Below are 17,954 nucleotides of genomic sequence, written 5' to 3' on the forward strand. Positions count from 1 at the left end.
GCCGCATCTTGTCAGTACGACGCTTAGCGCGCGTTAAGGGTTTGCCAACAGGGTATGCCGAAATGGCCGAGCAGCTCAGCGGTTTCGCACAGCGGCAGTCCAACCACCGCCGAGTAACTGCCATTGAGCCCGGCGACAAACACCGCGCCCAGTCCTTGAATGCCATAGCCACCGGCCTTGTCCCGGGGTTCGCCACTGGCCCAGTAGGCCGCCGCTTCATCGCGAGCGATGCTGCGAAAGCGCACCAGACTGCGCACTACCCGGGACTCACAACGCTCACCGTCAAGCACCGCAATGGCGGTCAAGACTTCGTGTTCCTGACCGGCCAACATCATAAGCATGGCGCACGCATCGGCTTCGTCCACCGGTTTGCCGAGAATTTTCCCGTTGAGCACCACGGCGGTGTCGGCACCCAGCACGCAAAAATCGGCGTCGGACACGACCGCGCCGCGCCCGGCCTCGGCTTTGCCGCGCGCCAGGCGCTCGACATAGGCCGACGGGGATTCTTGAGCTAAAGGGGTTTCATCGATGTCCGCGCTGATGGCGGAGTACGGCACACCGATCTGCGTGAGCAGTTCACGCCGACGCGGCGAGCCTGAGGCGAGGTACAGCTTTCTCATCAAGACATCTCCCTGTCGAGGTACTGGCAGATGCCTGACCGAATTAATTGATTTTGTAGCGTCGACGCAACCCGCGCAAACCGTAGCTGACCCATGGCCAGAGCAATGCACTGACCAAGGCCGGCAGTACCAGCGCCAACGTCGGCTGACGATTGCCGGTCAGGGCGCTCAGCCATAGTTGAACCAGCTGCGCGAGGCCGAAGATCACCAGGATCACCAGGCACTGCTGCCACATCGGGAACATCCGCAGGCGCTGTTGCAGTGACAGCACCAGGAACGTAATCAAGGTGAGGATCAACGCGTTCTGGCCCAGCAAGGTGCCATAGAGCACGTCTTCCGCCAGGCCCAGGCACCACGCGGTGACCATGCCGACTTTCTGCGGCAAGTACAACGCCCAGAAAGCCAGCANCAACGCGAGCCAGAGCGGTCGCAGGATTTCCATGAATTGCGGCAGCGGCGAAACGCTTAGCAGCATGCCAATGGCAAACGTCAGCCAGATCATCCAGCCATTTCGGGATGCGGTAGCACCGACCATTATTCTCGTCCCCCAGTGGTAGCCGGCGCGGAGACAGGCGGTTTGGCGGCAGGCTTCACCGCAGCCGGTTGAGTGGCCGGCGGTTTGGTTGCGGCAGGTTGCGCTGCGGGGGGCTTGGCGGCCGCAGGTTTGGCCGGGGTTGACGCCGGTGCTGGTACTGCCGGTGTTGCGGCAGGCGTTGCAGCAGGCGCAGCGGCTGCGGCGGGCACCACCACGGTCGCCGGCACGGGTTTAGGCACGGTCGCCGGAATGATCGGCCCACCACCGTGCTGGTCCAGCGCTTCTTGCGCCTGGGCAGCTTCGTTGGCGCGCTCTTCGGCGGTGCGGCCGTCGGTGAACACCAGCAGCAGGTAACGGCTGCGGTTCAACGCGGCGGTTGGCACGGCACGCACGATGGCAAACGGCTGGCCGGAATCGTGGATCACTTCCTTGACGGTCGCGACCGGGTAACCGGCCGGGAATCGCTGACCGAGGCCGGAACTGACCAACAGATCGCCTTCCTTGATATCAGCCGTGTCCGCGACGTGACGCAGTTCCAGGCGCTCCGGGTTACCGGTGCCGCTGGCGATTGCTCGCAGACCGTTGCGGTTCACTTGCACCGGAATGCTGTGGGTGGTGTCGGTCAGCANCAACACCCGTGAGGTGTAAGGCATCAGCTCAACCACCTGGCCCATCAGGCCACGGGCGTCGAGCACCGGCTGACCGAGGACCACACCGTCGCGTTCACCCTTGTTGATGATGATGCGATGGGTAAACGGATTGGGGTCCATGCCGATCAACTCGGCCACCTCGACCTTTTCGTTGACCAGCGCGGAAGAATTGAGCAACTCGCGCAGCCGAACGTTCTGCTCGGTGAGGGCCGCCAGCTTTTGCATGCGCCCCTGCAACAGCAGGTTTTCAGTCTTGAGTTTTTCGTTCTCGGCGACCAGCTCGGTGCGGCTGCCGAATTGGCTGGCCACGCCCTGGTAGAGACGTTGCGGCAGGTCGGTGATCCAGTAAGTCTGCATCAACACCAGCGACATCTGGCTACGCACGGGCTTGAGCAGTGCAAAGCGGGCATCGACCACCATCAGCGCGACCGAAAGCACGACCAGCACCAATAAGCGCACGCCCAATGAGGGGCCTTTGGCGAAAAGCGGTTTAATAAGCCGCTCCTCCCAGGCAAATGTTCTCTTTATTCATACGGCATCAAACCGGCCTGGATGCAGATTGACAGAAGATAAACGCCAACAGGCAGCACTGCAAAGTGCCGCCTGCGCGCTCAACAGCATAGATGCGTCGGGCGAGATCACTCGCTCGACAGCAGGTCCATGGTGTGTTTATCCATCATTTCCAGTGCACGGCCACCGCCACGGGCGACGCAGGTCAGCGGGTCTTCGGCAACGATCACCGGCAGGCCGGTTTCCTGGGCCAGCAGCTTGTCGAGGTCGCGCAACAAGGCACCACCACCAGTCAGCACCAGGCCACGCTCGGCGATGTCGGAAGCCAGTTCCGGCGGCGATTGCTCCAGGGCGCTCTTCACAGCCTGAACGATAGTGGCCAGGGACTCTTGCAGAGCTTCCAGCACTTCGTTGGAATTCAGGGTGAAGGCACGTGGAACGCCTTCGGCCAGGTTGCGACCGCGAACATCGACTTCGCGAACTTCGCCGCCCGGGTAAGCGGTGCCGATTTCCTGCTTGATGCGCTCAGCAGTGGATTCACCGATCAGGCTGCCGTAGTTACGACGCACATAAGTGATGATCGCTTCGTCGAAGCGGTCGCCGCCTACACGGACGGATTCGGCATACACCACACCGTTCAGGGAAATCAGGGCGATTTCAGTGGTACCACCACCGATATCGACCACCATCGAACCGCGCGCTTCCTCAACCGGCAAACCAGCGCCGATAGCGGCAGCCATTGGCTCTTCGATCAGGAACACTTCGCGAGCACCGGCACCAAGGGCCGATTCACGGATGGCACGACGCTCCACCTGGGTGGACTTGCATGGAACGCAGATCAGCACACGAGGGCTGGGCTGCAGAAAACTGTTTTCGTGAACTTTATTGATGAAGTACTGCAGCATCTTCTCGCAGACGCTGAAGTCGGCGATCACGCCGTCTTTCATCGGACGAATGGCAGCGATGTTGCCTGGTGTTCGGCCGAGCATGCGCTTGGCCTCGGTGCCAACGGCAACGACACTTTTCTGATTACCNTGNGTCCGAATGGCCACAACCGATGGCTCATTCAGAACGATACCGCGCTCGCGCACGTAAATAAGGGTGTTGGCAGTGCCCAGGTCAATGGAAAGATCGCTGGAAAACATGCCACGCAGTTTCTTGAACATGGGGAAAGGACCCTAGGCAACGCGTGGGTAAAAAAGTGCGGCAAACTCTAACAACGACAGGGATTTTGGGCAAGGCGCCAATGTGCTAAATTGGCCGACTTTCTGTGCACCAACCCCCACAATCGCGGCCTTATGACCGTAGAAATGCGGTAGTGTTCCGACAATCTAACACACGGACGCCCTCCGTTCTGTTTTCCACTGGAGAATCCCATGGCGCTTGAACGCTCCGACGTGGAAAAAATCGCTCATCTGGCCTCGCTTGGCCTGAATGAAGCCGATCTTCCACAGACCACCGCAGCCTTGAACAGCATTCTCGGGCTGGCTGACCAAATGCAGGCCGTCAATACCGACGGCATCGAGCCCCTGGCTCACCCACTAGAAGCCAGCCAGCGCCTGCGTGCAGACGTTGTGACCGAGCGAAATAATCGCGAGGCCTACCAGTCCATCGCGCCAGCGGTCGAAAACGGCCTGTACCTGGTTCCGAAAGTCATCGACTAAAGGGAAAGAGCCTGCAATGCATCACATGACTCTGGCCGAGATCGCCCGCGGTCTCGCCGACAAAAAGTTTTCTTCCGAAGAGCTGACCAAGACCCTGCTTGCGCGTATCGCCGAGCTCGACACGAAGGTCAACAGCTTCATCAGCCTCACCGAAGAGCTGGCCCTGAGCCAGGCCAAGGCCGCCGACGTGCGTCGCGCCAACGGTGAAAACGGCGCACTGCTGGGCACACCGATCGCCCACAAAGACCTGTTCTGCACCCATGGCATTCGCACCAGCTGCGGCTCGAAGATGCTCGACAACTTCAAGGCGCCCTACGACGCCACCGTGGTGTCCAAGCTGGCTACCGCCGGGGCCGTGACCCTGGGCAAGACCAACATGGACGAATTCGCCATGGGTTCGGCCAACGAGTCGAGCTACTACGGCGCGGTAAAAAACCCGTGGAACCTGGAACATGTGCCCGGCGGTTCGTCGGGTGGTTCGGCTGCCGCCGTTGCCGCGCGCTTCCTGCCGGCCGCCACGGCAACCGACACCGGCGGCTCGATCCGTCAACCTGCTGCGTTCACCAACCTCACCGGCCTGAAGCCGACCTACGGTCGCGTTTCCCGTTGGGGCATGATCGCCTACGCCTCCAGCCTGGATCAGGGCGGCCCGTTGGCACGCACTGCCGAAGACTGCGCAATATTGTTACAAGGTATGGCCGGGTTCGANACCAATGACTCCACCAGCATCGACGAGCCCGTGCCGGATTACAGCGCCAGCCTCAACGACTCGCTGAAAGGCCTGCGNATCGGCGTGCCGAAAGAGTATTTCAGCGCCGGCCTCGACCCGCGTATCGCCGAACTGGTGCACAACAGCGTCAAAGAGCTGGAAAAGCTCGGCGCCGTGATCAAGGAAGTCAGCCTGCCGAACAACCAGCACGCGATTCCTGCGTACTACGTGATCGCGCCGGCAGAAGCCTCCTCCAACCTGTCGCGTTTCGACGGCGTACGTTTCGGCTACCGCTGTGAAAACCCGAAAGACCTGACCGACCTGTACAAACGCTCCCGGGGCGAAGGCTTCGGTGCCGAAGTACAACGCCGCATTATGGTCGGTGCCTACGCACTGTCGGCCGGCTACTACGACGCGTACTACCTCAAGGCGCAAAAAATCCGTCGCCTGATCAAGAACGACTTCATGGCTGCTTTTGAAGAAGTCGATGTGATCCTCGGCCCAACCACGCCGAACCCGGCCTGGAAGATTGGCGCCAAGACCGGCGACCCAATCGCCGAGTACCTGGAAGACCTGTACACCATCACCGCCAACCTCGCGGGCTTGCCGGGCTTGTCCATGCCAGCCGGTTTCGTCGATGGCCTGCCGGTCGGCGTGCAATTGCTCGCCCCGTATTTCCAGGAAGGCCGCCTGCTCAATGTGGCGCACCAGTACCAGTTGAACACCGACTGGCACACTCGCACCCCTACCGGCTTCTGAGGAGAANCACATGCAATGGGAAGTTGTGATCGGGCTGGAGATTCATACCCAGCTCGCCACCCAATCGAAGATTTTCTCCGGTAGCGCCACCACGTTCGGCGCAGAGCCCAACACCCAGGCCAGCCTGGTCGACCTGGGCATGCCCGGCGTACTGCCGGTGTTGAACCAGGAAGCGGTGCGCATGGCGGTGATGTTCGGCCTGGCGATTGACGCCGAGATCGGCCAGCACAACGTGTTCGCGCGCAAGAACTACTTCTACCCGGACCTGCCCAAGGGCTACCAGATCAGCCAGATGGAATTGCCGATCGTCGGCAAAGGCTACCTGGACATCCCGCTGGAAGACGGCACGATCAANCGTGTCGGCGTCACCCGCGCGCACCTGGAAGAAGACGCCGGTAAAAGCCTGCACGAAGAATTCCCGGGCGCTACCGGCATCGACCTGAACCGTGCCGGCACGCCGTTACTGGAAATCGTCTCCGAGCCGGACATGCGCAGCGCCAAGGAAGCCGTGGCTTACGTCAAGACGATCCACGCGCTGGTGCGCTACCTGGGCATCTGCGACGGCAACATGGCCGAAGGCTCGCTGCGTTGCGACTGTAACGTGTCGATCCGTCCAAAGGGCCAGGTCGAGTTCGGCACCCGCTGCGAGATCAAGAACGTCAACTCGTTCCGTTTTATCGAGAAGGCGATCAACAGCGAAGTGCGTCGCCAGATCGAACTGATCGAAGACGGCGGCAAGGTGATCCAGCAAACCCGCCTGTACGATCCGAACAAAGATGAAACCCGCGCCATGCGCAGCAAAGAGGAAGCCAACGACTACCGTTACTTCCCCGACCCGGACCTGTTGCCGGTGGTCCTTGAGGATTCGTTCCTCAATGACATCCGTGCCACCCTGCCGGAATTGCCGCAGCAAAAACGCGAGCGTTTCCAGGCGCAGTTCGGCCTGTCGGTCTACGATGCCAGCGTATTGGCGTCCAGCCGTGAGCAAGCCAACTACTTCGAAAAAGTCGTGAGCATTGCCGGCGACGCCAAGCTGGCGGCCAACTGGGTGATGGTTGAACTGGGCAGCCTGCTGAACAAGCAGGGCCTGGAAATCGACGAAGCACCGGTTACCGCCGAACAACTGGGCGGCATGCTGCTGCGCATCAAGGACAACACCATCTCCGGCAAAATCGCCAAGGTCGTGTTCGAAGCGATGGCCAACGGCGAAGGCAGCGCGGACGAGATCATCGACAAGCGCGGCCTCAAGCAAGTGACCGACAGCGGCGCGATCTCGGCGGTGCTGGACGAAATGCTCGCGGCCAACGCCGAGCAGGTCGAGCAATACCGCGCCGCAGACGAAGCCAAGCGCGGCAAGATGTTCGGCTTCTTTGTCGGTCAGGCGATGAAAGCCTCCAAAGGCAAGGCCAACCCGCAACAGGTCAACGAACTGCTGAAAAGCAAGCTCGAAGGCTGACCGGAATGGAGCCAGCTCAAATTACTGGCTCCATTCCCTGTGGCGAGGGAGCTTGCTCCCGCTGGTCTGCGAAGCAGACCCAAATCGGCAATCGCTNCGCGGCCGAGCGGGAGCAAGCTCCCTCGCCACATTTATTTTCGGAAGCTTTCAAATGAAGCGTCTACTGGGTGCCTGCGCCCTGCTCGCTCTGCTGGCCGGTTGCGCCAGCAATGATGTCATTGATCCACACGGCTACGACAAGACCGGCATGGCTTCGTATTACGGCGCCAAACATCAAGGTAAACGCACCGCCAGCGGCGAGCGTTTTAACAAGAATTCCCTGACCGCCGCCCATCGCCAGTTGCCGTTCGGCACGCGGGTGAAGGTCACCAATCTGAATAACGACAAGTCCTGCGTGGTCCGTATCAACGACCGCGGGCCGCACACCCGTGGTCGCCTGATTGATCTTTCACACGAGGCCGCCGAACAACTGGGTATGCTCCGTAGCGGCACCGCGCGGGTTCGCGTGCAAGCCCTAGACGATTAACAAACGGAGCCCCGACCATTTCCGGACTTTTCGATTTACCCCTGATCAGCGTGATTGAATTGCTCGGAGGCCTGCTGTTGCTGATCGCCGGTGCCGAGTTGATGGTCCGTGGTGCCGTGCGCCTGGCGGCCAGCCTCAAGGTGCGGCCGCTGATCATCGGTTTGAGCATCGTCGCCTTCGGCAGCAGTGCGCCGCAGATGACCGTCAGTTTGCAAGCCACCCTGGCGCAAAACNCNGACATTGCCGTGGGCAGCGTGATCGGCAGCAGCATCTTCAACATCCTCGTCACCTTGGGCCTGTCCGCGCTGATCATCCCCCTGCGNGTTTCGCGGCAACTGGTGCGCCTGGATATTCCTCTGATGATCGGCGCCAGCCTGCTGGTGTTTTTACTGGCGTGGAATGAAGAGCTGAACCGTGTGGACGGCATGATTCTGCTGGCCGCCCTGGCGCTGTATCTGGGCTTGCTGCTGCGCCAGTCGCGGCACTCGGCCCGTCCGCCCTCCCATGACGGAACACTTCGGGCACCGTGGTTCAGCAGCGTGCTGATGATCGTCACCGGACTGGCGATGCTGGTCTACGCCGGGCATTTGTTGCTGGGGGCCGCCGTGGCGGTCGCCACTGATCTGGGGCTGTCGGAGCGTGTCATCGGCCTGACCATCGTCGCCGTCAGCACCTCTCTGCCGGAACTGGCCACCTCGTTGATCGCTGCGTTGCGCGGTCAACGGGACATTGCCGTGGGCAACGTGATCGGCAGCAACCTGTTCAACCTCCTGGGTGTGCTGGGGTTTACGGCCCTGGTGGCGCCCTCTCCGCTGTCGGTGTCGCCCAACGCCCTGGACTTCGACCTGCCGGTGATGCTCGGCGTGGTGGTGCTGTGCCTGCCGGTGTTCTACACCGGTTACCGGGTGACCCGCGCCGAAGGTCTGCTGTTCCTGGGTTTGTACCTGGCTTACGGTCTGCACGTGGTGTCGTTCACCACCGGCATGCCCCTGGCCGGCAAACTTGAACACTTGATGCTGTTTTACGTCCTCCCGGCGCTGGTGGCGTTTCTGCTGTTCACGTCGCTGCGCGCCTGGCGTCGCCAACACCACAAGAGGGAAATGCCGTGACCGATAACAAAAAGCCTGGCGTTGAAGTGCGTCGCCAGGTGATGGGCGATGTGTTCGTCGATCGCGCCCTGGGCAATGCCACCGAGTTCACCCAGCCGCTGCAGGATTTCGTCAACGAACATGCCTGGGGCAGCGTGTGGAACCGCGAAGGTCTGCCATTGAAGACCCGCAGCCTGATCACCCTCGCCGCCCTCACGGCGCTCAAATGCCCGCAGGAACTCAAGGGCCACGTACGTGGCGCGTTGAACAATGGCTGTACCGTGGAAGAGATTCGCGAGGCGCTGCTGCATTGCGCGGTGTATGCGGGTGTGCCAGCGGCGATTGACGCGTTTCGCGCGGCGCAGGAAGTGATCGACAGTTATCAGAAGCCTGAGTAAGTCTTCAAAGGTTGTGGTGACAGGACTGGCGCCATCGCGAGCAAGCTCGCTCCCACAGTGGTCTTCAGTGTTTATGCAATTTGTGCCGCAACCCANANNNCTAGATCCAGCCCCCCGCCTGCAACACGAAGATCCCGATATTGGTGGTCACCGCCGCCATCAACGTGGTGATCACGATAATCGCCGCCGCCAGTTCATGATTACCCTCCGCCGCCCTGGCCATGACGAAACTCGCCGCCGCAGTCGGCGCGCCGAAATACAGAAACAGAATCCCCAACTCCGCCCCGCGAAATCCCCAAAGCCACGCCCCCAACGTCGCCAGCACTGGCAGGCCGATCATCTTCACCAGGCTTGAGCTGAGCGCCATGCTCCCGCTTTTGCGCAAGGCCGCCAGTGACAAGGTGCCGCCGATGCAGATCAGTGCCANCGGCAACGTGGTTTGCGCCAGATACTGGCCGGACGACTCCAGCCAGGCAGGCAGGCCGAGATTGAAAATAGCGAACGGCGCGGCCGCAATCACGCTGATGATCAGCGGGTTGGCTATCACACTTTTGAAGATGCTCCAGGGGTCGGACTTGATCACCGGGCTGTACACCGCCAGCACGATGGTCGACAGCGTGTTGTAGAACAGGATCACCAGCGCCGCGAGGATCGCGCCGAGGGAAATGCCGTAGTCGCCGTACATGCTGGCCGCCAGCGCCAGGCCGATCACGCCGTTATTGCCGCGAAACGCGCCCTGGGTGTAGATGCCACGGTCCTCACGCGGGCAANTGAAGATCGCCCAGCCCCAGGCGATGGCAAAACACGCCAGCGTGGCGAGCGAGAAGTAGATCAGCAGCGCCGGTTNGAGCGCCGAGTGCAGGTCGGCATGCAGGATGCCCAGGAACAACAGCGCCGGCATGGTGACGTTGAATACCAGGGACGAGGCGGTGTGGATAAAGTTGTCGTTGATCCAGTGGATGCGCTTGAGCAGCACACCGAGGAACAGCATGGCAAACACCGGCGCGGTGATGGTGAGGGTGGTGAGGAAGATAGCCAGCATGCCGGGGATAACCTTGGGTGAGCGTCGTTAGGGGGCTAATGATAAGCCACCGGATCCCCTGCCGTCTGGTAGACCGCCATCGCGAGCAAGCTCGCTCCCACATTGATCTTCAGTGTTCATACAATTTGTGCAACAAAGAAGATCCCCTGTGGGAGCGAGCTTGCTCGCGATGCAGGCGTAGCGAATGCTTAGTCGTCGGGCACTTAATAATCCCGCAAATAAAACAAATTACAGGAGTAAAAAATATGTCAGTTAAATCAACAGGCGATAAATTTTCAGGCGCTTCAAAAACCGGTACTGTCTCAGAGAACAAGGAGGACTGGGAAAGAGAACCCCTCCAGTCTTTTTTGTTGCAACTACCCGTGCGATTCAGTAACAATTTAATCGCTACTGTCGAACATCAACCGGACGATAAAACGTCAGGAATAGTAAAAGCTCCCGATGGGGCGGGCTTCGGCGATAAAAGTCTATATTTGCCAAGTGGTTCCAGATTGAGATTTTCATTTGGAAACTATGTGAATAGCCTGAGGTTCCAGATCAAGGCAGCTGGCGGCAATGAACGTGGTACTGCCTATATTATTGCAATGAAGAAAGGAGAAGTCGTATACGGCGCCCCTATCAGTTCCGAAGACAAAGCGTTCGAAATTGCAGAAAAACCCTTTGATGAACTAGCGATCGTCGGCTTTTCTGGCAACTACTCCGTGACCGCTGGCGACGTTTATCTGGATAATCTGGCGTGGTCATTGGTTTAGTCTGAGGCATCCATAAAAAGCTAAAAGCACCGCATTAACACTTGATCGACAAGGTATTTAGGGTGCTGATCGAAAGCCAGCTCGTCTGGGTAAGCCCCATCAAATGTGGGAGCTGGCTTGCCTGCGATGGCAGAGTGTCAGTCGATACATCCGTTACTGATACATCCCCATCGCAGGCAAGCCAGCTCCCACAGGGTTCGACGCGGTCTCAGGTAATGGGCGCCGGGTTGAACAGCGTAATGTCGTTATGCAGCTTGTGCCGCTCCGCCCACGTCTGCTTCTTGCCGCTGGCCACGTCCAGGTAGAAGTGGAACAACTCCCACCCCAACTCCTCGATCGTCGCACGCCCGGTGGCAATGCGCCCGGCGTCAATATCGATCAGGTCCGGCCAGCGCTGAGCCAATTCCGTACGCGTCGAGACCTTCACCACCGGCGCCATCGCCAGCCCGTAAGGCGTACCGCGCCCGGTGGTGAACACATGCAGGTTCATCCCGGCCGCCAGTTGCAAAGTGCCGCACACAAAGTCGCTGGCCGGCGTCGCGCAGAAGATCAGGCCTTTGCTCTTGATGCGCTCGCCCGGGCCGAGCACGCCATTGATCGCGCTGCTGCCGGATTTGACGATGGAGCCCAGGGACTTCTCGACAATATTCGACAGCCCGCCCTTTTTGTTGCCCGGTGTGGTGTTGGCACTGCGGTCCGCCTCGCCTTTGGCCAGGTAACGGTCGTACCAGTCCATTTCCCTGACCAGCTCTTCGGCAATTTCCTTGGTCTGCGCCCGNGAAGTCAGCAGATAGATGGCATCGCGGACCTCAGTCACTTCGGAAAACATCACCGTCGCCCCGGCCCGCAGCAGCAAGTCCGAGGCATAGCCCAGCGCCGGGTTGGCAGTGATGCCGGAAAATGCATCGCTGCCGCCGCACTGCATGCCCAGGATCAGTTCCGACGCCGGCACGGTTTCACGGCGGCGCTGGTCGAGTTTTTTCAAACGGACCTCGGCCAGCGCCATGATCTGCTCGATCATCTCGGTAAAACCGTGGCTGGAATCCTGCAGCCGATACAGCCATGGCTCGCTCAGGTCGACGGAGCTGTCGTTGTCGTGCATCACCTGCCCGGCCTGCAATTTCTCGCAGCCCAGGCTGATCACCAGCGCTTCGCCACCCAGGTTCGGGTTGCGCGCCAGATTGCGCACGGTGCGGATCGGGATGTAGGCATCCGTCGCGGTGATCGCCACGCCGCAGCCGTAACTGTGGGTCAGCGCCACCACGTCATCGACGTGAGGGTACTTGGGCAGCAACTCATCCTTGATGCGCTTGACCGCATGGTCCAGCACGCCGGTGACGCACTGCACCGTGGTGGTAATACCGAGGATATTGCGCGTGCCCACGGTGCCGTCGGCATTGCGATAACCCTCGAAGGTGAAGCCTTCCAATGGCGCCTGGGTGTCGGGCACTTCGGTGGACAGCGGCAAGCTGTCCAGCGGTGGCGCGGTGGGCATGCGCAGTTGGTCTTCCTGCACCCAACTGCCACGCGGAATCGGCGCCAGGGCGTAACCGATGGTCTGGCCGTAACGAATCACCTGACCGCCCTCGGGAATGTCCTCGAGGGTGACTTTATGGCTCTGTGGCACGAAGTCCACGGTCACCAGACCATCAGGAAACTCGGTCCCGGCCGGTACGCCTTGGTCGTTGACCACGATCACCACGTTGTCACGCTCGTGCAAACGGATCTAGCGCGGCGAGTCGGAATGTTCAATCAACTGCATGACGCCGCTCCTCAGGAATGCGCTTGAGACAATTTGTTATTAGTTTCAGGACCGCTGACGGGCGGCTCTTTGAGCACCACACGCTTGATCGGACCGACGATCACCAGGTAGCTGAACACCGCGACCAGTGCGTTGCAACCGACAAACACCAGCGCCCATTTGAACGAGCCGGTGGTGCTGATGATGTAACCGATCACGATAGGCGTACTGATAGACGCCAGGTTGCCAAACATATTGAACAAGCCACCACTGAGGCCGGCGATTTGTTTCGGCGAGGTGTCGGACACCACCGCCCAACCCAGTGCGCCAACGCCTTTACCGAAGAAGGCCAGGGCCATGAAGCCCACCACCATCCATTCGATGTCGACATAGTTGCACGCCACGATGCTGCTGGAGATCAGCAACCCACCGATGATCGGCGCCTTGCGCGCAAACGTCAGCGAATGGCCCTTGCGCAGCAGGTAGTCGGAAATCACGCCGCCCAACACCCCACCTATAAACCCGCAGATCGCCGGCAAAGACGCAATGAAACCGGCCTTGAGAATGGTCATGCCACGATCCTGCACCAGGTACACCGGGAACCAGGTCAGGAAGAAGTAGGTAATGCCGTTGATGCAGTATTGGCCCAGGTACACGCCGAGCATCATGCGGTTGGTCAGCAGTTGGCGAATGTAATCCCACTTAGGCCCATCGGTTTTCTGCCCTTTGGTCTTGTCCTGGTCCATGTCGACCATCGCGCCATTTTCAGCGATGTGCTTGAGCTCAGCCTCGTTGATCATCGGGTGCTGGCGCGGGCTGTGGATAACTTTCAGCCAGATCAGCGAGAAGATAATGCCGATCACGCCCATGACGATGAACACGTGCTGCCAGCCGAAGCTGTAGACGATCCAGCCCATCAGCGGTGCGAACAACACGGTGGCAAAGTATTGCGCCGAGTTGAAGATCGCCGAAGCGGTGCCGCGTTCAGCGGTCGGGAACCAGGCCGCCACGATGCGTGCGTTTCCGGGAAACGAGGGCGCCTCAGCCAGGCCCACCAAAAAGCGCAGCATGAACAGCGCCACAATAGCGGTGGAAACCCCAAATTCACCGACATAGCCTTGCAGCACGGTGAACAGTGACCAGGTGAAGATGCTTAATGCGTAGATTTTTTTCGAGCCGAACCGGTCCAGCAGCCAGCCACCGGGAATTTGCCCGGCCACGTAGGCCCAACCGAATGCGGAGAAGATGTAACCGAGGGTGACCGCGTCGATGCCGAGGTCTTTTTGCAGGCTGGAGCCGGCGATCGCGATAGTAGCCCGGTCGGCGTAGTTGATCGTGGTCACCAGAAACAGCATGAGCAGGATCAAATAGCGGACGTGGGTCGGCTTGGTCGCTTGCATGAAGATGTACTCCCACTGATTATTTTTATGCGGGTAATAACGATGTTTTTTGTAGGAGCCGGCTTGCTGGCGATGCAGGCACCTCGGTGTGTCATTTACACCGCGGTGACGCGATCGCCAGCAAGCCGGCTTCTACAGGTATTGCGTGTTTCAGGAACCGATGTAGCTGGTCTTCACGACCGTGTAGAACTCTTGCGCGTAGCGACCTTGCTCGCGGGAACCATAGGATGAACCTTTACGCCCGCCGAATGGAACGTGGTAATCCACGCCNGCGGTCGGCAGGTTGACCATCACCATCCCGGCCTGGGAGTGGCGCTTGAAGTGGTTGGCGTACTTCAGCGACGTGGTGGCAATACCCGCCGACAAACCGAACTCGGTGTCGTTGGCCATGGCCAGCGCGGCGTCGTAATCAGCGACGCGAACGATGTTGGCGACCGGGCCGAAAATCTCTTCACGGCTGATCCGCATCGCGGCTTCGCTGTCGGCAAACAGCGTTGGCGCGAGGTAGTAGCCTTCGGTGTCACAGGTCACCAGACCGCCACCGCTGACCAGACGTGCACCTTCGGACTGGCCGATGTCGATGTACTTCAAGTCCTGTTCAAGCTGGGCTTGCGAGACAACCGGGCCGATGTCGGTGCCGGTTTTAAGCGCGTGGCCGACTTTGATCGACTTCATGCGCTCGGCCATGGCCGCGACGAACTTGTCATGAATCCCGGCGGTGACGATGAAGCGGCTCGACGCCGTGCAACGCTGACCGGTGGAGTAGAACGCGCTCTGCACCGACAGCTCGACCGCTTGTTTGAGGTCGGCATCGTCGAGAATGATTTGCGGGTTCTTGCCCCCCATTTCCAGCTGAACCTTGGCCTGACGCGAGACGCAGCTGACCGCGATCTGACGACCTACGCCGACCGAACCGGTAAAGCTGATGCCGTCGACTTTCGGGCTGTTGACCAATACATCGCCGACCACACGGCCACTGCCCATCACCAGGTTGAACACACCGGCGGGGAAGCCGGCGCGGGAGATGATTTCCGCCAGTGCCCAGGCGCAACCCGGCACCAGATCGGCCGGCTTCAGCACGACGCAGTTACCGTAGGCCAGGGCTGGGGCGATTTTCCAGGCGGGAATCGCAATCGGGAAGTTCCACGGGGTAATCAAGCCGACCACACCGAGGGCTTCGCGGGTGACTTCAACGTTGACGCCCGGGCGCACCGACGGCACGTAGTCACCGGACAGGCGCAGGCATTCACCGGCGAAAAACTTGAAGATGTTACCGGCGCGCGTCACTTCGCCAATGGCTTCGGGCAGGGTCTTGCCTTCTTCCCGAGCCAGCAGGGTGCCGAGTTCTTCACGGCGGGCGAGGATTTCGCTGCCGACTTTGTCGAGGGCGTCGTGACGAGCCTGGATGCCGGAAGTCGACCAGGCCGGAAACGCAGCACGCGCGGCGTCGATGGCAGCGTGGACCTGGGCCAGATCAGCCTTGGCGTAGTCGCCGATGGTGTCGGTCAGTTCGGACGGGTTGATATTGGCGCAGTAATCACTGCCCGCAACCCATTCACCGTTGATGTAGTTATCGAAACGCTTTGTATCAGCCACAACAATCTCCTCACGCAAAAGGCCGCTGATTGCTCAGCGGCCTTATTAATCGGGTGTGTTACTGCGGACCTTGCTTGTCGATCAGCGCGGCCAGGGCTTCGTACTCTTCCGGCAGCAAATCGGTGAGCGGNGCACGCACAGGACCTGCGTCATAGCCGGCAATTTTTGCCCCGGCCTTGACGATGCTCACCGCGTAACCGGCTTTGCGGTTACGGATGTCCAGGTACGGCAGGAAGAAGTCGTCGATGATCTTCCCGACGGTGGCGTGATCGTCCTTGGCAATCGCGTGGTAGAAGTCCATCGCGGTTTTCGGGATGAAGTTGAACACCGCCGAGGAGTAAACCGGCACGCCCAATGCCTTGTAAGCAGCGGCATAGACTTCNGCAGTCGGCAGGCCGCCNAGGTANCTGAAGCGATCNCCAAGACGACGACGAATCGACACCATCAACTCGATATCACCCAGACCGTCCTTGTAGCCGATCAGGTTCGGGCAGCGCTCAGCCAGGCGTTCCAGCAATGGCGCGGTCAGGCGGCAGACGTTGCGGTTGTAGACCACCACGCCGATCTTGACCGACTTGCACACCGCTTCCACGTGGGCGGCAACACCATCCTGGCTGGCTTCGGTCAGGTAGTGCGGCAACAGCAGCAAGCCCTTGGCGCCAAGGCGTTCGGCTTCCTGGGCGTACTCGATAGCCTGGCGAGTCGAACCGCCGACACCGGCGAGGATTGGCACGCTGGTTTCGCAGGTGTCGACGGCGGTCTTGATGATTTCCGAATATTCGCTGGCCGCCAGAGAGAAGAACTCACCGGTGCCGCCCGCGGCGAACAACGCCGTGGCGCCGTATGGGGCCAGCCATTCCAGACGCTTGATGTAGCCCGCCTGGTGGAAATCACCCTGCGCATTGAAATCGGTCACGGGGAAAGACAGCAGACCGTGGGAGAGGATGGACTTCAGTTCTTGTGGATTCATTATTCGAACACCCTGGGTAGCGACGTTTGTGTGAGAAAAGCGTTCAGCCTGTGGCCGAGTTGTAGGTCATCGTACAACTTAAATAATAACCGTCAACTGCATTTCATCGGTGTGCCCGGAATTTGTGTCGGAAAGGTATTTTCTTGACGTAGGAAGTTTCTCACCTAAGCTCTGATTGGCTGTATATACATACAGCTATCTTGAATCATACCGACGACATATCAAGGAGCCAGAAATGTCAGGTCTACAGACTCAACCGCAGGAAAAACCCAAGCAGGTCATCGCTAACCTGGATGAGCTTTTTACCGAAAATGGCATTGCCATCAACGACAACGATTCTCTGGTTTTGCATCTTGCTGAACACCACGACGCTCCTCGACCCTCCGGAAAAGCCTTGAAAGGCAAGCCGCAATTGAGGTTCGAGGGCGGCGAGCACACCGCCATCGGTGACGGCACGCTGCTGCGTTTCATCAAGGACGCGCCCGCTGTGCCCGCCTCGCAAGTAGCGCTGCATCTGCCAAACGGACTGGCGCTAACTTACGGTCAGGTCGTCGCCCTGGGCGGTGACTTTTATGGCATTCCCGATCAACCGGTCAGCGACGGCGCCACCCCTGCCGATCGCATCCAGCGCTTTACCAACGCGTTCAATTCGCTGGCGGTGCTACCCGCGTCCAATGCCGAAGCCAAGCTGATCCTCGGCGTCATGCAGAAGGAAATCGCCGCCGTTAAACAGGCGATCAAGGACGGTAAACAGCCTCACGAGGCGTATGACGCCCTCGGAGATACGTTGTCCGAAGAGTGGAACAAAATCACCGGCGGCGGCAGTGCCGTNTCGGCGCTTTTTCCCTTGGGACGCTATCTGAAACTGGCCGCCAACAATGCTGACCACTTCGCCGAATGGGCGCTGCTGGCCTATATCGCCGGGCACACGGCAGCCCTGCAACAAGCGGTGAAGGCTCACAGCAGCAACGATGAAAAGCAACTGGAACTGGCCTACGCGATGAACGCGTTTGCCGATCACTACCTGACCGACCTGTTTTCTGCCGGCCATTTGCGAGTACCGCGTAAGCAGTTGGCTGCGGTGGTCACCCCCAGCGATCTGGGCTCACTGATTACCCGCTTCATGCACGACGAAGACAGCAAGTTCGGCCTCAATGTGCGCAACGGCAACGGCGATCACTGGCGTGGGTACGGCGACAAACGCTACTTCGACGCCCTCTCCAGCGCCAATCGCGTCCAAGTGAATCAGGCGGTGCAGATGTCAGCGGACGAAGTGTTTGCGGCGTATCTCAGCGGCACCGCCACAGTTCCCGGCAACTTTGGCGCCTTGAAAAAGACCCCGGATCTGCAAGCCGTATTGAATCCGGCGAACAACTTTTCACCGCTGTTCCGGGTTGAAGGCAACAAAGTGCTACGGCGCAAGGACGTCAACAACCTGAACGACACCGCCACCGTCGATGACTGGTGGGGCTGGAGCACGTACTTGCTGCTCAAGGACTACAAACCCACTGGCAACGTGGCGTGATAAGGAGATCGAT

At 59.8% G+C, this 17,954-nt stretch carries 17 protein-coding genes; 8 read left to right on the forward strand and 9 right to left on the reverse strand.

The window, feature by feature from the left end; translation table 11 throughout:
• Positions 1–23 precede the first annotated feature (23 nt).
• The 4 genes from B7L09_RS12695 to mreB all read right to left on the reverse strand — a co-directional run bounded on the left by B7L09_RS12695 (position 24) and on the right by mreB (position 3,481).
• Positions 24–620 carry a Maf family protein gene (locus B7L09_RS12695; RefSeq protein ID WP_094469114.1) on the reverse strand — a complete coding sequence of 199 codons (597 nt, stop codon included), beginning with the start codon at positions 618–620 and terminating at the stop codon, positions 24–26.
• A 43-nt stretch (positions 621–663) separates the two neighbouring features.
• Positions 664–1,155, reverse strand: coding sequence for a rod shape-determining protein MreD (mreD, locus tag B7L09_RS12700; protein WP_094469115.1), 492 nt, complete (start codon positions 1,153–1,155; stop codon positions 664–666).
• On the reverse strand, positions 1,155–2,300 hold the full coding sequence (gene mreC, locus B7L09_RS12705) for a rod shape-determining protein MreC (RefSeq protein ID WP_094469116.1): 1,146 nt from the start codon (positions 2,298–2,300) through the stop codon (positions 1,155–1,157). The genes mreD and mreC overlap by 1 nt, the downstream gene beginning before the upstream one ends.
• A gap of 143 nt (positions 2,301–2,443) precedes the next feature.
• Complete coding sequence (gene mreB, locus B7L09_RS12710; RefSeq protein WP_094469117.1) at positions 2,444–3,481, reverse strand: rod shape-determining protein MreB; 1,038 nt, start codon at positions 3,479–3,481, stop codon at positions 2,444–2,446.
• Positions 3,482–3,691: 210 nt separating this feature from the next.
• Between mreB and gatC the strand changes: the two genes are divergently transcribed.
• The 6 genes from gatC to B7L09_RS12740 all read left to right on the forward strand — a co-directional run bounded on the left by gatC (position 3,692) and on the right by B7L09_RS12740 (position 8,915).
• A complete protein-coding gene (gene gatC, locus B7L09_RS12715) occupies positions 3,692–3,979 on the forward strand; it encodes an Asp-tRNA(Asn)/Glu-tRNA(Gln) amidotransferase subunit GatC (protein WP_053254404.1) in 288 nt (95 codons plus the stop codon).
• 16 nt (positions 3,980–3,995) lie between these two features.
• Positions 3,996–5,447 carry an Asp-tRNA(Asn)/Glu-tRNA(Gln) amidotransferase subunit GatA gene (gene gatA / locus B7L09_RS12720; RefSeq protein ID WP_094469118.1) on the forward strand — a complete coding sequence of 484 codons (1,452 nt, stop codon included), beginning with the start codon at positions 3,996–3,998 and terminating at the stop codon, positions 5,445–5,447.
• 10 nt (positions 5,448–5,457) lie between these two features.
• Complete coding sequence (gatB, locus tag B7L09_RS12725) at positions 5,458–6,903, forward strand: Asp-tRNA(Asn)/Glu-tRNA(Gln) amidotransferase subunit GatB (RefSeq protein WP_094469119.1); 1,446 nt, start codon at positions 5,458–5,460, stop codon at positions 6,901–6,903.
• 151 nt (positions 6,904–7,054) lie between these two features.
• The gene (locus tag B7L09_RS12730; protein ID WP_094469120.1) at positions 7,055–7,429 is read left to right on the forward strand and encodes a septal ring lytic transglycosylase RlpA family protein; all 375 of its coding nucleotides are present in this window, start codon (positions 7,055–7,057) and stop codon (positions 7,427–7,429) included.
• A 50-nt stretch (positions 7,430–7,479) separates the two neighbouring features.
• Positions 7,480–8,538 (forward strand): calcium/sodium antiporter, encoded by a 1,059-nt coding sequence (locus B7L09_RS12735; RefSeq protein WP_094469121.1) that lies wholly within the window; start codon positions 7,480–7,482, stop codon positions 8,536–8,538.
• Positions 8,539–8,579: 41 nt separating this feature from the next.
• Positions 8,580–8,915 carry a carboxymuconolactone decarboxylase family protein gene (locus tag B7L09_RS12740; RefSeq protein ID WP_438269323.1) on the forward strand — a complete coding sequence of 112 codons (336 nt, stop codon included), beginning with the start codon at positions 8,580–8,582 and terminating at the stop codon, positions 8,913–8,915.
• Positions 8,916–9,015: 100 nt separating this feature from the next.
• On the opposite strand, the gene B7L09_RS12745 is transcribed toward B7L09_RS12740, so the two are convergent.
• A complete protein-coding gene (locus tag B7L09_RS12745) occupies positions 9,016–9,957 on the reverse strand; it encodes an AEC family transporter (RefSeq protein WP_094469123.1) in 942 nt (313 codons plus the stop codon).
• A gap of 245 nt (positions 9,958–10,202) precedes the next feature.
• On the opposite strand from B7L09_RS12745, the gene B7L09_RS12750 reads away from it, so the two are divergent.
• Positions 10,203–10,709, forward strand: coding sequence for a hypothetical protein (locus B7L09_RS12750; protein WP_010463377.1), 507 nt, complete (start codon positions 10,203–10,205; stop codon positions 10,707–10,709).
• 208 nt (positions 10,710–10,917) lie between these two features.
• Here the strand turns inward: B7L09_RS12750 and garD are convergent, their stop codons facing one another.
• The 4 genes from garD to kdgD form a co-directional block, all read right to left on the reverse strand.
• A complete protein-coding gene (gene garD, locus B7L09_RS12755; protein WP_255141950.1) occupies positions 10,918–12,435 on the reverse strand; it encodes a galactarate dehydratase in 1,518 nt (505 codons plus the stop codon).
• A gap of 47 nt (positions 12,436–12,482) precedes the next feature.
• Positions 12,483–13,928: an MFS transporter gene (locus B7L09_RS12760; RefSeq protein ID WP_255141952.1), complete on the reverse strand. Its 1,446-nt coding sequence runs from the start codon at positions 13,926–13,928 to the stop codon at positions 12,483–12,485.
• Positions 13,929–14,000: 72 nt separating this feature from the next.
• Positions 14,001–15,446 carry an aldehyde dehydrogenase family protein gene (locus B7L09_RS12765; protein ID WP_094469125.1) on the reverse strand — a complete coding sequence of 482 codons (1,446 nt, stop codon included), beginning with the start codon at positions 15,444–15,446 and terminating at the stop codon, positions 14,001–14,003.
• Between the two features lie 58 nt (positions 15,447–15,504).
• Positions 15,505–16,416, reverse strand: coding sequence for a 5-dehydro-4-deoxyglucarate dehydratase (kdgD, locus tag B7L09_RS12770; protein ID WP_094469126.1), 912 nt, complete (start codon positions 16,414–16,416; stop codon positions 15,505–15,507).
• Between the two features lie 235 nt (positions 16,417–16,651).
• Between kdgD and B7L09_RS12775 the strand changes: the two genes are divergently transcribed.
• Positions 16,652–17,941 carry a phospholipase gene (locus B7L09_RS12775; RefSeq protein WP_094469127.1) on the forward strand — a complete coding sequence of 430 codons (1,290 nt, stop codon included), beginning with the start codon at positions 16,652–16,654 and terminating at the stop codon, positions 17,939–17,941.
• The last annotated feature ends 13 nt before the right edge of the window (positions 17,942–17,954 follow it).

This window comes from Pseudomonas mandelii (assembly GCF_002251635.1).
Lineage (GTDB): Bacteria > Pseudomonadota > Gammaproteobacteria > Pseudomonadales > Pseudomonadaceae > Aquipseudomonas > Aquipseudomonas mandelii_B.